The organism is Shimwellia pseudoproteus (assembly GCF_016415625.1).
GTDB lineage: Bacteria > Pseudomonadota > Gammaproteobacteria > Enterobacterales > Enterobacteriaceae > Shimwellia > Shimwellia pseudoproteus.
Genome location: NZ_WBXP01000030.1, coordinates 30561 through 46563, shown reverse-complemented (window position 1 = coordinate 46563; position 16003 = coordinate 30561). Strand labels below are relative to the sequence as shown.

The window sequence follows — 16003 nt, the reverse complement described above, 5'->3', positions numbered from 1 at the left end:
TTTGAACTTTTGCTTTGTCACAGGATGTCGCTACAGGGTCAGGAGTGTGGTGATCTGATCCTAATTTCGGCTAAAAGTTCGATTTATTCAACAAAGCCGCCAGCGACAATTTACCGGCGCACAGCCCGGTGCCCGCCCCGGCCAGGGGAGATCCCGGTGCTAAGATAATGAATTTAAGCGGTATTTATTTTTTACAAATCGGCTGTAAGACTGGCACGCAAAGTGCAATAATACGCGGGTAGATGCTCATTCCATTTTTTATGTTCGCGGTAACGCCTCATAATGCCCAGGAATGACGCAGAGCTGTTTACGGTGCTTATCGTCCACCAGAGAGATGTCGCTAACGCCTCATCAAACACCATGGACACAACGTTGAGTGAAGCACCTTTGTTGTCTGAATGACCTGTTTCAACGCCCGCTTATTAGCGGGCGTTTTTTTATGGTCAGCGGCGGCAGGGCGGGAATTGCGGCATAAAAAAAGGCGAACCGATGTTCGCCTTTTTACTGCTCAGCTCCTGTCGTTCAGGAGGGGTTTTCATTCTTCAGGGTGAGCAATAACCCATCTCGGCGCATGGTCGCGGCCTCTTCCGGCTGGTTCTGCCGGTCAAGGGCATCCGCCAGCCAGGCGTAGTCATAAGCATCCGGGCGCAGCTTCAGCGCCGCGCGAAACGCGACGGTCGCCTCTTGCCATTCACCGTGCTTCATCAGTAACTGGCCAAGGGTGCTCCACAGCAGCGGGTTGTGCTCATCGGCTTTCAGCCGCTGGCGCAGCGCTTTTTCCAGCTGTTGTGGATTATCAGATTTCAGCTTCGGCATCAGCATGACCAGGCGGTCATCATACTGGTGTTTCAGGCCATCAAGGATAATCTGCTGGGCGCTCTGGTGATCATTGCACTCGATCAGATGGTCTGCCATGGCGACCTGCAAATCAGTCTGCTGGCGTGTCTTACGGCTCTGATTTTTCCACCACAGGTTGAGCCCTTCGCTGCCCTGTTCGGCCATGAGTTGCTCCATGATGCCTATCCACGCCTGCTGGCGCAGCGCATCGCGGTGTTGCTCATCGCCCAGCTGTGCTTTTTCCATCGACGGGATAATATCCAGCAGCGCACTCCAGGCGCCGGTGCGGATATACGCTTGTTCTGCCAGACGCAGAACCTCCGGGTGGCGGGGGGTGACTTCCAGTAACTTATCGACCCCGCGGCGGGCCGCATGGTTTTCATTACGGGCCAATTGCAGACGAACCCGGGTAATCTCTACCGGGATCTGGTCGTTATCCGCCAGTTCTGCGGCGCGCTCCAGATGCTGATTAGCGCGCATCTCGTCACCACGCTGTTGCGCGGCTTCTGCGGCCAGCAGGTAGTTCACCACGGGTTGTTCGGCGTGGTCGGCGTTTTTACTCATCAGTTTTTCAACCTGCTGGTAATCGCCTTCCGCCAGTTTTAACAGTGCCTGGCCGGTTTGTTTGCGGGCGCGGGTGCGTTTGCGGCCCATAAACCAACCGTGGGTGCGGGCGCCGGTACGGAAGATCCGCCGCAGCAGCCACTCAAGGGCAAACAGCACCACCAGGCTCAGCACCAGAATGATCACCAGCCCGGTGACACTGGTTTCCACGTTGTAGTTATCGGTCTGGATCAGCACATAACCCTGGTGGCCCGCCAGCATCGGCCCCAGTACGATACCGGCAATCAACAATAAGAAGAGTAACAGGACTTTGATCATGATTACTCTCCCTGAGCGGCAGCAGGCGCTGCGGGCGTGGCTGCCGGAGCAGGTGCAGGCGCGGCAGCGTCGGGTTTCCCGGCAGGGGTACTTTCCGGCGCCGGCGCGCTATGGGCCTGTGCCGGGGCTGCGGAGGCGCTGGACGGCTGGGCCATCAGGTTGCGTACCCGGGTTTGCACCAGTTTTTCAAGAATGGGCTGGCTTTTCAGGGCGTCGGGAACATCCATGGTGATGTTCTGCTGGCTCAGGGTATCCAGCTCTTCGAGGAAGGCGCGGGTGCTGGCATCATCAGTGTCATAGTAGGCACGTACCCAGGTGGCGACATTTTCCAGCGACTGTTTATAGACATCGTTCTGGTGGCGGGGGACGGCCTGGACGGCAATCAGCAGACGTGAACGGATATTTTCCCGCAGGTAGATGTCCTGGTTAGGCGCCAGCAGCGGCACGGCGGTTTCATCCCGGCGGCGAATGGTAATAAAGCTATCCATAAAGCTGTCCCAGCTTTTCATCAGATTCTGGCGCCACTCGGTCAGCGAACTGGAAAGCTCGGTACCGTCGGAATCCATCGGTGAATCATCAGTATTGTTGTCGGCCAGGTGCAGGTTATCGACCTGATTGGTCAACTGATTGAGCTTCAGAATAATGCCGTCATAGTCGACCTGCGTCAGGGTGGAGAGGGTGGCGATATCTTCGGTAATCGCCCGGCGCGCACCGATCAGGCTCGGATCATTCATGTCCGCCAGGCTGGCATCCGCGCTTTTCAGCAACGCCGCCGCGGTGGTCACGTCCTGATCGCTCCACAGTTTCCTGCCCGCCAGTTTGACCAGAAAGTCCGACTGGGCCAGCAGCCAGGTTTTGGCATCGCTGCCGGAGATCATCGCCACTTTTTGTTGCACGTCGTTCAACGCTTTGGCGAGCTGATCCCGGGCGGTGTTGGCGGCGGCCAGCTGTGTAGCTTGCTGGCTGAGCAGGGTGTTAAAGGTCTCCTGCTGCTGCTTTTGCTGTTGTTGCAGGGCGGCCAGCTGGCTACTGAGTGTATCGTTGGTCGCCAGCTGTGATGACGCCTGGTGTTTCCCCCATGTATATAAACTGACGCCAGCCGCCAGCGCGATGGCGATAGCAATGGCGCCCAGGGCGATACCGGCCATGCCGTTACGGGAGGATTTTGCTGCAGGTGTCGTAGGGGCAGCATTTTTTTTTGTTTTTGCGGCTGATGACCCCACGGCAGTGGTGGTTTCTTCAACCCCGGCAGAGGGCTCTTTTTGTTGTTCCGTCATTCTGACATCCCATAGTTACTGTGATGGTAACGCGCGCAATAGCGCATCATTGTCCGCATTGTCGGCGACATAAATATCATGCCAGCCCAGCTCCCGGGCCAGGCAGGCCAGGCGCTCGCTGACCACAACCAACTGACAGGCCAGCAACCAGTCCGCCCGGTACCATTCCGGTGTGAGCGTATAAAGCTGGCGCAGCATTTCGCCACTGGTGACGATCAGGGTGCTTACGCCATGCTGTTGCCAGCGGTAAGCCTCTTCTGCGCCGTTATAGCATTTTGGGCTGCGCTGATAGCATTCGCACCAGGTGACATGCGCCCCGCGGGTTGCCAGGGTGTTCCCCAGCAATTCGCGGCCGCCATTACCGCGCAAAATGAGCGCGCGTTTACCGGCAATATTTTGTAATTCAGGTAATTGTAGCAAGACTTCACTGATTTCCCGATCCTGTGGGTAGTGAATGTCCAGCCCGCTGACCCGGTGAAAGGCCAGGGCGGTGGTTCTGCCGATGGCAAACCAGTTAACCTGAGCAGGCCACGCCAGGCCACGGCGGGTAAGTTCACCGCGCGCGTACTCTACCGCATGTTGTGACAGGACAAATCCGAGATCGCCCGGCGCCAGCCCGGCCAGGGCGGCGGGCAGGCCAGCCAGTTCACGGCCCGGTGAGAATTCAATGAGTGGAAAATGCCAGGCCTCCCGCCCCAGGATGCGCAGGCGCGCGACCAGTTGCTCTCCGGCAGGAGAAGGGCGGGTGACCAGAATACTCATGCGGATGTTTCTCCGTCCGATAGCGCGGCCAATATATCCCGGGCGCCGTTGGCCAGCAGTTCGTCTGCCAGGTCAATCCCCAGGGCTTCGGCCTGCGCCGCTGGCCCGCGACGCTCACCGCGGATCATCACACTACCGTCTGGTGAACCCACCAGGGCGCGCAGCCAGATTTCATTCCCCTGCAGTTCAGCATAGCTGCCAATTGGCACCTGGCATCCCCCTTCCAGGCGAATATTCATGGCGCGTTCGGCGGTGACCCGGGTAGCGGTGGCATCGTGATTCAATACCGCCAGTAAATCCCGGGTGTTGTGATCATCCAGCCGGCACTCAATGCCCACCGCGCCCTGGCCCACCGCAGGCAGAGACTCTTCCGGGGAGAGTAATGAACGAATACGGGATTCCAGCCCGAGGCGTTTCAGCCCGGCGGCGGCGAGAATAATGGCGTGATACTCGCCGTTATCCAGCTTACTGAGCCGGGTGCCGACGTTACCGCGCAGTGAACGAATAATCAGGTCCGGGCGGCGGGCGGCAATCTGGCACTGGCGGCGCAGGCTGGAGGTGCCGACAATGCTACCCGCAGGCAGCGCATCCAGGTTGGCGTAATCATGAGAGACAAACGCATCGCGCGGATCTTCCCGCTCGCAGATTGTTACCAGCCCCAGCCCTTGCGGAAAGGACACCGGCACATCTTTCATTGAGTGAACCGCGATGTCTGCACGGCCATCCAGCAGGGCATGTTCCAGTTCTTTGACGAACAGCCCCTTGCCCCCCACTTTGGCCAGCGGGGTATCGAGGATAATATCACCACGGGTGACCATGGGGACCAGCTCCACCGTCAGCGTTGGGTGGCTAGCTTCCAGGCGCGTTTTGACGTATTCCGCCTGCCATAATGCAAGAGGGCTCTGGCGAGTGGCAATTCTTAATACTTTGTCTAACATGCTAGTTACCGTCTATTTATTCTTTGCCCATCCTAACATCATTGCCGATGAAAGGCTGTTAATGTGCCTGTTTTTGCCGGTGCGACGGGCGAGACACATACGATGATATAAAGGTGTAAAGATCGTGGCCGGATTGACTTTGTAACGTATCTTTCTTTACGGTCAACAGGCAAGGTGTTAAATTGATCACGTTTCCAGCAGTTGTCTACCTGACTTATCACAAACACAACGGTAGACGTATGGAAGCGGGTTACTTCTGAGAAATACTGAAACCATCAGGCGATACGTCTTGTACCTCTATATTGAGACTCTGAAACAGAGACTGGATGCCATCAACCAATTGCGTGTCGATCGCGCACTGGCTGCTATGGGGCCTGCCTTCCAACAGGTTTACAGTCTGCTGCCTACATTGTTGCATTATCATCATTCGCTGATGCCAGGCTACATTGATGGTAACGTTCCCCACGGGATTTGCCTCTATACGCCGGATGAGACACAACGTCATTATCTGGATGAGCTGGAGCTCACTCGCGGTATGCCGCCCCAGGCGGAATTAGCCGGGGAGCTGCCGATAACCGGCGTCTATACCATGGGCAGTACCTCCTCCGTGGGCCAAAGCTGTTCCTCCGATTTAGATATCTGGGTGTGCCATCAGGCATGGCTGGATGCCGACGAACGTCAGCTGTTACAGCGTAAATGCAGCCTGCTGGAAAGCTGGGCCGCTTCCCTTGGGGTTGAAGTCAGCTTCTTCCTGATTGATGAAAACCGGTTCCGCCACAATGAGAGCGGCAGCCTGGGTGGGGAAGACTGCGGTTCAACCCAGCATATTCTGTTACTGGACGAATTTTACCGCACCGCGGTACGCCTGGCCGGGAAACGTATCCTGTGGAATATGGTGCCGGGGCAGGAAGAAGACCATTACGACGATTACGTCATGACCCTGTATGCCCAGGGGGTGCTGACACCGAATGAGTGGCTGGATCTGGGGGGCTTAAGCTCACTGTCCGCCGAAGAGTATTTTGGTGCCAGCCTGTGGCAGCTGTATAAGAGCATTGATTCCCCCTATAAAGCCGTGCTGAAAACCCTGCTGCTGGAGGCGTATTCCTGGGGGTACCCCAATACCCAGCTGCTGGCAAAAGAGATTAAACAACATCTGCATGACGGGGAGATCGTGTCATACGGTCTGGATCCCTATTGCATGATGCTGGATCGGGTAACCCGTTATTTGATAGAGGTAAACGACGACGCGCGCCTCGATCTGATCCGCCGCTGCTTCTACCTGAAGGTGTGCGAAAAACTCTCCCGGGAGCGGGCCTGCGTTGGCTGGCGCCGTGAAGTGCTGAGCCAGCTGGTCAAGGACTGGGGCTGGGATGAGCAACGTCTGGCGATGCTGGATAACCGCGCCAACTGGAAAATTAAAGAAGTTCGCGACGCCCATAATGAACTGCTCGATGCCATGATGCAGAGCTACCGCAACCTGATCCGCTTTGCACGGCGCAATAATCTGAGCGTCAGCGCCAGCCCTCAGGATATCGGGGTGCTGACGCGCAAGCTGTATGCGGCATTTGAAGCGCTGCCGGGGAAAGTGACTCTGGTTAACCCGCAGATATCACCGGACCTCTCCGAACCGAATCTGACCTTTATCCATGTGCCGCCGGGGCGCGCTAACCGTACCGGGTGGTACCTGTATAACCGCTCGCCGGACATGAACTCGATTGTTAGCCAGCAGCCGCTGGAATATAACCGTTATCTGAATAAGCTGGTGGCCTGGGCCTGGTTTAGCGGCCTGCTGACTTCGCGCACCCGGCTGTTTATTAAGGGCAACGGCATCGTCGATTTACCAAAATTGCAGGAAATGGTGTCAGACGTGTCGAGCCATTTCCCGCTGCGGCTGCCGTCTCCGACCCCGAAAGCGCTCTACAGCCCCTGTGAGATTCGCCATCTGGCGCTGATTGTTAACCTGGAATATGACCCCACTGCGGCGTTCCGGGATCAGGTGGTACATTTTGATTTCCGCAAACTGGATGTGTTCAGTTTCGGCGAGGATCAGCAGTGCCTGGTGGGCAGTGTGGACCTGCTGTATCGCAACTCCTGGAACGAGGTGCGTACCCTGCACTTTAACGGCGAGCAGGCGATGATCGAAGCCCTGAAAACCATCCTCGGTAAAATGCATCAGGATGCGGCCCCGCCGGATAGCGTGGAAGTCTTCTGTTATAGCCAGCATTTGCGCGGCCTGATCCGCACCCGGGTACAGCAACTGGTCTCCGAATGCATCGATCTGCGGCTGACATGTTCCTCCAGCACGCGTCAGGAGCCCGGGCGCTTTAAAGCACTGCGGGTGGCTGGCCAGACCTGGGGGCTGTTCTTTGAACGGCTGAATGTGTCGGTACAAAAACTGGAAAATGCCGTGGAGTTTTACGGGGCGATTTCCAACAACAAATTGCACGGGCTGTCAGTACAGGTGGAAACCCACCATGTCCAGCTCCCGGCGGTAGTGGATGGTTTTGCCAGTGAAGGGATTATCCAGTTCTTCTTTGAAGAGAGCCCCGATGAGCAAGGCTTTACGATTTATATTCTCGATGAGAGCAACCGGGCGGAGATTTACCACCACTGCGAAGGCAGCGTGGAAGATCTGGTAAGGGATGTCTGCCGGTTCTATTCGTCGTCACACGACCGTTTCACCTACGGCTCCAGCTTTATCAACTTTAACCTGCCGCAGTTCTACCAGATTGTGACCGTCGATGGTCATAGCCAGGTGATCCCGTTTCGCAGCCAGCCCGGCCGGGTTGCTGCCGCGGCAGGGGCCGCTGGTGAAGCAGCCCCGCTGTTACAGCAATACCAGTAAAACCCTCAGGAGAAGCTGACCTTCTCACCGGACTGGGCGCTACAGGCCTCTTCCAGCAGGTGCCAGAAGGTGTCGCCGCTGCGGTCGCAGATCCACACATCGCCCTGGCGATCGAAATGGTAGCCGCCGTTTTTGGTGGCCAGCCATACCTGATGCAGTGGCTCCTGGCGGTTAATAATGATTTTGCTGCCGTTTTCGAAGCTCAGTGTCAGTACGCCGCCATTAATTTCACAATCAATGTCGCTATCGCCGTCATAATTATCCAGGGTTTCCTCGATGGTCATCCATAGCTCGTCAGCCAGACGATGAAATTCACTGTCGTTCATGGTCATTTCCTGTTGAAGGGTATCGCCGCAGTATAAAAGCTGCGCCGGGGAATAGGAATGGTATACGGTGCTGAGCGATAAGTGTCAGGAATATCCAGCTGTTTGCTGCATCGAAGTATTGCTTTTCGGGGATCACCTGCGATGATATAGCCATCACCTCATTTGCGGCGTAACGGGTTGCCTGCGCCATAAATGAGAACGTTTGTAGTAGCCACCAGAAAAAATAACAAGCGAGCAGGCATGAAGAATACGTTTAGAACGCTGGCGGTAATGCTGGTTCTGTTTAACCTCACGGGCTGTGGCTTAAAAGGGCCGCTTTACTTTCCACCGCAAGACGGTAAGCCCGCGAAGCAGCCGACAGCGACGCAGACCGCACGGCCAGACGAGCCTACCCGTAACGATCGCGGCGTTAGCAGCGGCCCAACTCAGGTCGATTACCAGTAATACATCGTTCATGGCCGCAGTAACGGAGTAAAAAATGCAGTTCTCTAAAATGCATGGTCTGGGTAATGATTTTATGGTCGTTGATGCGGTCACGCAGAACGTCTATTTTTCGCCGGAGCTGATCCGTAAATTGTCCGATCGCCATCATGGTGTCGGGTTTGATCAGTTACTGATCGTCGAGCCGCCTTACGATCCGGATCTCGATTTTCATTACCGGATCTTCAATGCTGACGGCAGCGAAGTCGCCCAGTGCGGCAACGGCGCCCGGTGCTTTGCCCGTTTTGTGCGCCTCAAAGGGCTGACCAATAAACGGGACATTCGGGTCAGCACCGCCAATGGGCGTATGATACTGAGTGTGTCGGAAGATGAACTGGTTACTGTCAATATGGGCGAACCGCGCTTTGAGCCATCCCAGATCCCCTTCCGGGCAAACAAAGCGGAAAAAACTTATATCATGCGTGCGGCGGAGCAGACAGTATTGTGTGGTGTGGTTTCCATGGGCAATCCACACTGTGTGATTCAGGTGGATGACGTCGACACCGCGCCGGTGGCAACCCTCGGCCCGGTGATGGAAAACCACGAACGCTTCCCGGAGCGGGCCAATATTGGCTTTATGCAGGTGATGCATAGCGAATATATCCGCCTGCGCGTTTTCGAACGCGGGGCCGGTGAAACCCAGGCATGCGGCAGCGGCGCCTGTGGCGCGGTGGCCGTGGGTATTCAGCAAGGGCTTCTGGCTGAGCGGGTTCGTGTCGACTTACCCGGTGGGCGCCTGGATATCGCCTGGAAAGGGCCGGGAAATCCGCTTTACATGACCGGGCCTGCCACCCATGTCTACGATGGATTCATACACTTATGAGTAATGCCGGAGAAACTCAGGAACAGCCAGAGCTCATCACGGATCGTGAGGTCTGTGAATATCTGAGCCAGCACCCGGATTTCTTTATACGTAATGCCCGTCTGGTGGAACAGATGCGTATCCCGCACCCGGTGCGCGGTACGGTATCGCTGGTGGAATGGCATATGGCCCGCCAGCGGGTCCAGATAAGCCAGATGGAAGAAGATATTGGCCTGTTACTGGAACAGGCCCGGGAAAACGAAGGGCTATTTTACAGCCTGCTGCGTTTACAGAGCCTGCTGGTGGCGGCGAGCAGCCTGCAGGATATGCTTAACCGGCTCCACCGCTGGGCCCGGGATCTTGGCCTTGCCGGGGCCAATGTGCGTCTGTTTCCGGACCGCTGGCGCATCGGCGCCCCTTCTGATTTCACCCATCTTGGGCTTAGCCACCAAAATTTTGAACCGCTGCGTATTCAGCGTTTCGGCGATGAGCAACACTACCTTGGCCCGCTGCATGGCCCTGAACTGCTGACGATGCTGCCCCAGGGCAAAGCTATCGGTAGCGTGGCAATGTCGCTCCTGGGCCGCGACGGCAACGATGGCGTGCTTATTTTCAGCAGCCGGGATCCTCAGCACTATCAGGCCGGGCAGGGGACTCAATTTCTGCGGGAAGTGGCGCTGATGTTACCGGGGTTGATTGAACGCTGGATTGAACGCGTATGACCCCCTCAGCATTGCAGCCCGCCGTCGATCGCTTTCTGCGCTACCTCAAAGTGGAGCGCCAGCTCAGCCCGGTGACGCTAATTAACTATCAGCGCCAGCTGGCGGCACTGATCGCGCTGGCAAGCGCGGCGGGGCTACAACAATGGGCCCAGTGCGATGCGGCGATGGTGCGTAATTTGGTGGTGCGCAGCCGGCGTGCCGGCCTCCAGGCGTCCAGCCTGGCATTACGGTTATCGGCCCTGCGCAGTTTCTTTGACTGGCTGATAGGCCAGGGAGAGCTACAGGCGAACCCGGCGAAAGGGATAACCACCCCGCGCGCCCCGCGCCATCTGCCCAAGAATATTGAAGTAGATGATATCAACCAGCTGCTGGATATCGACATTAACGATCCGCTGGCGGTACGTGACCGGGCAATGCTTGAGGTGATGTACGGCGCCGGGCTGCGTTTATCCGAACTGGTGAATATGGACTGCAAACACCTGGATCTGGCCAGCGGCGAAGTCTGGGTGATGGGCAAGGGCAGCAAAGAGCGGCGCCTGCCCATTGGCCGCAGTGCCGTGAGCTGGCTGGAGCACTGGTTCGATCTGCGTGAGTTGTTCGGCCCGGAAGATGACGCGGTGTTTGTCTCAAAACTCGGGCGGCGTATTTCCCCGCGTAACGTGCAGAAGCGTTTTGCCGAGTGGGGGGTAAAACAGGGGCTCAGTAGCCACGTGCACCCCCATAAACTGCGCCATTCGTTCGCCACCCATATGCTGGAGTCGAGTGGGGATTTGCGCGGGGTACAGGAGCTGCTCGGCCATGCCAACCTGTCTACCACCCAGATCTATACCCATCTGGACTTTCAACATCTGGCGTCGGTATACGATGCGGCACATCCGCGTGCGAAACGGGGGAAATCATAATGCATTTTTATCGCCCACTGGGGCCCATTGGGGCACTCACCTTTGACCTGGACGATACGCTCTACGACAACCGCCCGGTAATCCTGCGTACTGAGCAGGAATCCATGCGCTTCCTGCAGCAGTACCATCCCCGGCTCAGTGCGATGCAGTCAGCGGATTTTTTACAGCTGCGTCAGGCGCTGCGCCAGGCCGAGCCGGAGATTTATCACGACGTTACCGAATGGCGCCGCCGGGCGATTGAGCAGGCGCTCATCAATGTGGGGGTTACCCGCCAGGAGGCGCTGCTCGGGGCGGCGCGGGCGATGGCGGAATTTGCCCGCTGGCGCAGCCGTATTGCGGTGCCCGAAGAAACCCACCACACCCTGAAAGCCCTGGCGGCCAAATGGCCTCTGGTGGCCATCACCAACGGCAATGCGGACCCGGAAAAATGTGGCCTGGGCCATTATTTTGCGTTTGTCCTGCGGGCCGGTCCCGATGGCCGCGCTAAGCCTTATAGCGATATGTACCGGCTGGCGGCAGCGCGGCTGGATATGGCCCCGGGCAGGTTGCTGCATGTGGGGGATGATCTTACTACCGACGTTGCCGGCGCGGTGCGCAGCGGCCTTCAGGCATGCTGGATCAACCTGCGCGGCGGGAACCTGATGCATATTAGTGATAGCCGTTTAGTGCCGCATCTGGAAATTTCCGCCTTGGCATCCCTTACTGCACTGATATAATTCTCGCCAGTTCTGTATATAATTCCAGGGGTATTTGCCCCTTTTACTCCTCATGCGGCGGTGCCAATGGACGTTTCTTACCTGCTTGATAGCCTGAATGATAAACAGCGAGAGGCCGTCGCGGCACCCCGTAGCAATATGCTGGTGCTGGCCGGGGCCGGGAGTGGTAAAACCCGGGTGCTGGTTCACCGTATTGCCTGGCTTATCTCGGTAGAAAACTGCTCGCCGTATTCGATTATGGCGGTGACCTTTACCAACAAAGCGGCGGCGGAGATGCGCCACCGTATTGGTGAACTGATGGGTACCACCCAGGGCGGCATGTGGGTGGGGACATTCCACGGCCTGGCACACCGCCTGCTGCGCGCCCACCATATGGACGCCAACCTGCCCCAGGACTTCCAGATCCTCGACAGTGAAGACCAGCTACGCTTGCTGAAGCGGCTTATCAAGGCGATGAATCTGGACGAAAAGCAGTGGCCGGCCCGCCAGGCGATGTGGTTTATCAATGGCAAAAAAGACGAAGGGCTGCGCCCGCACCATATTGAGAGCTACGGCAACCCGGTAGAGCAAACCTGGCAGAAAGTGTACCAGGCTTATCAGGAAGCCTGCGATCGCGCCGGGCTGGTGGATTTTGCCGAATTGCTGCTGCGCGCCCATGAGCTGTGGCTCAATAAACCCCATATCCTCAACCACTATCGCGAGCGCTTTACCAATATCCTGGTGGACGAATTCCAGGACACCAACAGTATTCAGTATGCCTGGATCCGCCTGCTGGCGGGCGACACCGGCAAGGTGATGATTGTCGGGGATGACGATCAGTCAATTTATGGCTGGCGCGGGGCCCAGGTAGAAAATATTCAGCGTTTTCTCAACGACTTCCCCGGGGCAAAAACGATCCGCCTGGAGCAGAACTACCGCTCAACCAACACTATCCTCAGCGCGGCCAATGCCCTGATCGCCAATAACGCCGGGCGCCTGGGTAAAGAGCTGTGGACCGACGGCAGCGACGGTGAGCCCATTTCGGTGTATTGCGCGTTCAATGAGCTGGATGAAGCGCGCTTTGTGGTTAACCGGATCAAAACCTGGCAGGAAAACGGCGGCGCCCTTGAACAGTGCGCCATTTTATACCGCAGTAACGCCCAGTCCCGGGTACTGGAAGAGGCGTTGCTCCAGGCCAGTATGCCGTACCGGATCTATGGCGGGATGCGCTTCTTCGAGCGCCAGGAAATCAAAGATGCGCTCTCGTACCTGCGTCTGGTGGCTAACCGTAATGATGATGCGGCGTTCGAGCGTGTGGTGAACACCCCTACCCGCGGCATCGGCGATCGCACCCTCGATGTGGTGCGCCAGACCTCCCGGGATAGGCAACTCACCCTGTGGCAGGCGTGCCGGGTGCTGTTGCAGGAAAAAGCCCTCGCAGGACGCGCTGCCAGCGCGCTACAGCGCTTTATGGAGCTGATTGAGGCCCTGGCCCGGGAAACCGCCGACATGCCGCTGCACGTCCAGACTGACCGGGTGATTCATGATTCCGGCCTGAAGGTGATGTATGAGCAGGAAAAAGGCGAAAAAGGCCAGACCCGCATCGAAAACCTTGAGGAACTGGTTACCGCCACGCGCCAGTTCAGCTACCAGGATGAAGACGAAGATTTAATGCCGCTCCAGGCGTTCCTGTCCCATGCGGCGCTGGAGGCCGGAGAAGGCCAGGCTGATACCTGGCAGGACGCGGTACAGCTGATGACCCTGCACTCGGCAAAAGGGCTGGAGTTCCCCCAGGTGTTTATGGTGGGGGTAGAAGAAGGCATGTTCCCCAGCCAGATGTCCCTGGAAGAGGGCGGACGCCTCGAAGAGGAGCGCCGTCTGGCGTATGTCGGTATTACCCGGGCGATGCAGAAGCTGACTATTACCTATGCTGAAACCCGCCGGTTGTACGGCAAAGAGGCCTATCACCGGCCATCGCGGTTTATTGGCGAGCTGCCGGAGAACTGTATTGAGGAAGTGCGCCTGCGCGCCAGTATTAGCCGCCCGGCGAGCCATCAGCGCATGGGAACACCGCTGGCAGAGAACGACACCGGTTATAAGCTGGGCCAGCGGGTGCGCCACGCTAAGTTTGGCGAAGGGACCATTGTCAATCTGGAGGGCAGCGGTGAACACAGCCGTTTGCAGGTTGCTTTTCAGGGCCAGGGGATAAAATGGCTGGTGGCCGCCTATGCCCGGCTGGAAACGGTGTGATGGGGTAGCCGCCACCCCCTTCATCTTCCTGTCATCGATCCGGGGATAAATTATCCACAGCCGTTGGGTTGCGTGTTGACGCCATTTTACGGCTGGCGTAACATGCGCCCACGATTACACAAAGAGGACACATGCCTTGGACACACCCAGTAGATGCTGGCTCAACTACCTGTTATCCAGGTACAACTTCTAAGGCTATCCTCATGTGCCGATAGCCTTAGTGGTTGTCGGCGGTCTATACCCCGTCGCATTGAGTCAGGCTGTTTGGTCTGAAACCCCTCTCGTTTCTGTGTGCCCAGGTTCCGTCCTTACTTTTTGGTATTGGGAGTCCCGGTCATGTTGAGCGCATTTCAATTAGAAAATAATCGACTGTCCCGCATCGAGCTGGATGGGTCAGAGACACTGACCAGTTCGGTGTGGGTTGATCTGGTCGAGCCGGATGATAACGAGCGTGAACGCGTACAAACGGAGCTTGCCCAGAGCCTGGCGACACGCCCGGAGCTGGAAGACATCGAAGCATCCGCTCGTTTTTTTGAAGATGAAGACGGCCTGCATATTCACTCATTCTTCTTTTATGAAGATGCGGATGATCATGCGGGTAACTCCACGGTGGCCTTTACCATCCGTAATGGCCGTCTGTTTACCCTGCGCGAGCGTGAATTACCGGCTTTTCGCCTGTACCGCATGCGCGCCCGTAACCAGGAAATGGTCGACGGTAATGCTTATGAGCTGCTGCTGGATCTGTTCGAAACCAAAATTGAACAGCTGGCAGACGAAATCGAAAACATCTACAGCGATCTGGAAAAGCTCAGCCGGGTAATTATGGAAGGGCAGCAGGGCGATGAGTATGACGATGCCCTCTCTACTCTGGCAGAGCAGGAAGATATCGGCTGGAAAGTGCGGCTGTGTCTGCTGGATACCCAGCGGGCGCTGAACTTCCTGGTGCGTAAAGCCCGGTTGCCGGGTGGCCAGCTGGAACAGGCCCGGGAGATCCTGCGGGATATCGAATCCCTGGTGCCCCATAACGAGTCGCTGTTCCAGAAAGTGAACTTCCTGATGCAGGCGGCGATGGGGTTTATCAATATCGAACAGAACCGGATAATCAAAATCTTCTCGGTGGTCTCGGTGGTGTTCCTGCCGCCAACCCTGGTTGCCTCCAGCTACGGGATGAACTTTGAATTTATGCCTGAGCTGCACTGGAGCTTTGGTTATCCCGGGGCGATTGTGTTTATGATCCTCGCCGGGCTGGCGCCTTATCTCTATTTTAAACGCCGCAACTGGCTGTAAGCCTCAGACGGTCAAAAAAGGCCCGTTGCAGGTAACCACTGCCGCGGGCCTTTTTACGTTCTGGCTGATCTATCGCGCGCGGGCGGTGCGGCGCTGGGTATACAGGGCATCGGCGATAAAAATCCCCAGTGCGGCCCAGATAAAGGCAAAGGTGACCAGCTTGTCCGGGCCGGGAACCTCACCGTAGAACAGGATTGCCAGCACAAACATCAGGGTCGGGCCGATATACTGGAAGAACCCGAGGGTGGAGAGCCGTAACCGGGTGGCGGCACCGGTAAAACAGAGCAGCGGCACGGTGGTTATTACCCCGGCGGCCAGCAGCAGTATATTCAGGCTGGCGGGGTTACTGCCCAGATGGCTGGTGGGGCTGTCGGCAATCCCAAACAGATAAATGGCCGCCACCGGCAGTAGCCACAGGGTTTCAACCAGCATGCCGGTCTGGGCATCGACCGCAATTTTTTTACGTACCAGGCCGTAGAAGGCAAAACTGAAAGCCAGGCCGAGGGCTATCAGCGGTAGTGAGCCGAAGGTCCACAGCTGGACTATCACCCCGGTGGCCGCCAGTAACACCGCCAGCCACTGCATCCGGCGAAAGCGCTCGCCGAGGAATAACATCCCCAGCAATACGTTCACCAGCGGGTTAATAAAATAACCGAGGCTCGCTTCCAGCATATGGTTATGATTGACCGCCCAGATAAACAGCAGCCAGTTGCCGCCAACTAAAATGGCAGAGAGCGCCAGGGCCAATAACTTTTTGGGCATCTGGCGAATTTTACTGACCTGATGCCACTGACGGCTGAGGGTTATCAGCACCAGCATAAAGAAAAATGACCAGATAATACGGTGGGTCAGGATTTCATCCGCCGGGACGGCCAGGAGTAATTTAAAATACGCCGGGGCAATACCCCAGATAAAATAGGCGGCAATGGCGAGCATAATACCCTGCCGCGTTTGTTTCGGATCCATAATCCACAACATTAACCAGAGAAAAGTAGCCG

15 protein-coding genes are annotated in these 16003 nt (G+C 57.0%); 9 read left to right on the top strand and 6 right to left on the bottom strand.

Going from position 1 to position 16003, the window contains the following annotated elements; all coding sequences use genetic code 11:
* Nucleotides 1-522 precede the first annotated feature (522 nt).
* The 4 genes from hemY to hemC are packed head-to-tail and all read right to left on the bottom strand — an operon-like array spanning nucleotide 523 to nucleotide 4696.
* Nucleotides 523-1719 (bottom strand): protoheme IX biogenesis protein HemY, encoded by a 1197-nt coding sequence (gene hemY / locus F9C28_RS13565; RefSeq protein ID WP_199015901.1) that lies wholly within the window; start codon nucleotides 1717-1719, stop codon nucleotides 523-525.
* A 2-nt stretch (nucleotides 1720-1721) separates the two neighbouring features.
* Complete coding sequence (hemX, locus tag F9C28_RS13560) at nucleotides 1722-2996, bottom strand: uroporphyrinogen-III C-methyltransferase (RefSeq protein ID WP_199015900.1); 1275 nt, start codon at nucleotides 2994-2996, stop codon at nucleotides 1722-1724.
* A gap of 15 nt (nucleotides 2997-3011) precedes the next feature.
* Nucleotides 3012-3758: a uroporphyrinogen-III synthase gene (gene hemD / locus F9C28_RS13555; protein ID WP_199015899.1), complete on the bottom strand. Its 747-nt coding sequence runs from the start codon at nucleotides 3756-3758 to the stop codon at nucleotides 3012-3014.
* On the bottom strand, nucleotides 3755-4696 hold the full coding sequence (hemC, locus tag F9C28_RS13550; RefSeq protein ID WP_199015898.1) for a hydroxymethylbilane synthase: 942 nt from the start codon (nucleotides 4694-4696) through the stop codon (nucleotides 3755-3757). The genes hemD and hemC overlap by 4 nt, the downstream gene beginning before the upstream one ends.
* A 289-nt stretch (nucleotides 4697-4985) precedes the next feature.
* Here hemC and cyaA point away from each other — a divergent pair, with 289 nt between their 5' ends.
* Nucleotides 4986-7541 carry a class I adenylate cyclase gene (gene cyaA / locus F9C28_RS13545; protein ID WP_199015897.1) on the top strand — a complete coding sequence of 852 codons (2556 nt, stop codon included), beginning with the start codon at nucleotides 4986-4988 and terminating at the stop codon, nucleotides 7539-7541.
* Nucleotides 7542-7546: 5 nt separating this feature from the next.
* Here the strand turns inward: cyaA and cyaY are convergent, their stop codons facing one another.
* Nucleotides 7547-7867 carry an iron donor protein CyaY gene (gene cyaY, locus F9C28_RS13540; RefSeq protein WP_199015896.1) on the bottom strand — a complete coding sequence of 107 codons (321 nt, stop codon included), beginning with the start codon at nucleotides 7865-7867 and terminating at the stop codon, nucleotides 7547-7549.
* Nucleotides 7868-8107: 240 nt separating this feature from the next.
* Between cyaY and lptM the strand changes: the two genes are divergently transcribed.
* From lptM to corA, 8 genes are all read left to right on the top strand, one after another.
* Entirely contained in the window at nucleotides 8108-8311 is a 204-nt protein-coding gene (lptM, locus tag F9C28_RS13535; RefSeq protein ID WP_199015895.1) for an LPS translocon maturation chaperone LptM, read from the top strand.
* 34 nt (nucleotides 8312-8345) lie between these two features.
* Nucleotides 8346-9170, top strand: a complete 825-nt coding sequence (gene dapF / locus F9C28_RS13530) for a diaminopimelate epimerase (RefSeq protein WP_199015894.1) — start codon at nucleotides 8346-8348, stop codon at nucleotides 9168-9170.
* Entirely contained in the window at nucleotides 9167-9871 is a 705-nt protein-coding gene (locus F9C28_RS13525; protein WP_199015893.1) for a DUF484 domain-containing protein, read from the top strand. Before dapF ends, F9C28_RS13525 begins: the two co-directional genes overlap by 4 nt.
* Nucleotides 9868-10773 carry a tyrosine recombinase XerC gene (gene xerC, locus F9C28_RS13520; protein WP_199015892.1) on the top strand — a complete coding sequence of 302 codons (906 nt, stop codon included), beginning with the start codon at nucleotides 9868-9870 and terminating at the stop codon, nucleotides 10771-10773. Before F9C28_RS13525 ends, xerC begins: the two co-directional genes overlap by 4 nt.
* On the top strand, nucleotides 10773-11489 hold the full coding sequence (gene yigB / locus F9C28_RS13515) for a 5-amino-6-(5-phospho-D-ribitylamino)uracil phosphatase YigB (RefSeq protein WP_199015891.1): 717 nt from the start codon (nucleotides 10773-10775) through the stop codon (nucleotides 11487-11489). Before xerC ends, yigB begins: the two co-directional genes overlap by 1 nt.
* A 66-nt stretch (nucleotides 11490-11555) precedes the next feature.
* Nucleotides 11556-13718 carry a DNA helicase II gene (uvrD, locus tag F9C28_RS13510; protein ID WP_199015890.1) on the top strand — a complete coding sequence of 721 codons (2163 nt, stop codon included), beginning with the start codon at nucleotides 11556-11558 and terminating at the stop codon, nucleotides 13716-13718.
* Nucleotides 13719-13854: 136 nt separating this feature from the next.
* Nucleotides 13855-13911: a YsgD/CorL family protein gene (gene ysgD, locus F9C28_RS20475; RefSeq protein WP_373278484.1), complete on the top strand. Its 57-nt coding sequence runs from the start codon at nucleotides 13855-13857 to the stop codon at nucleotides 13909-13911.
* Between the two features lie 143 nt (nucleotides 13912-14054).
* Nucleotides 14055-15005 (top strand): magnesium/cobalt transporter CorA, encoded by a 951-nt coding sequence (gene corA, locus F9C28_RS13505; RefSeq protein WP_199015889.1) that lies wholly within the window; start codon nucleotides 14055-14057, stop codon nucleotides 15003-15005.
* Nucleotides 15006-15074: 69 nt separating this feature from the next.
* Here the strand turns inward: corA and rarD are convergent, their stop codons facing one another.
* Entirely contained in the window at nucleotides 15075-15971 is an 897-nt protein-coding gene (rarD, locus tag F9C28_RS13500) for an EamA family transporter RarD (protein ID WP_199015888.1), read from the bottom strand.
* Nucleotides 15972-16003: the final 32 nt, after the last annotated feature.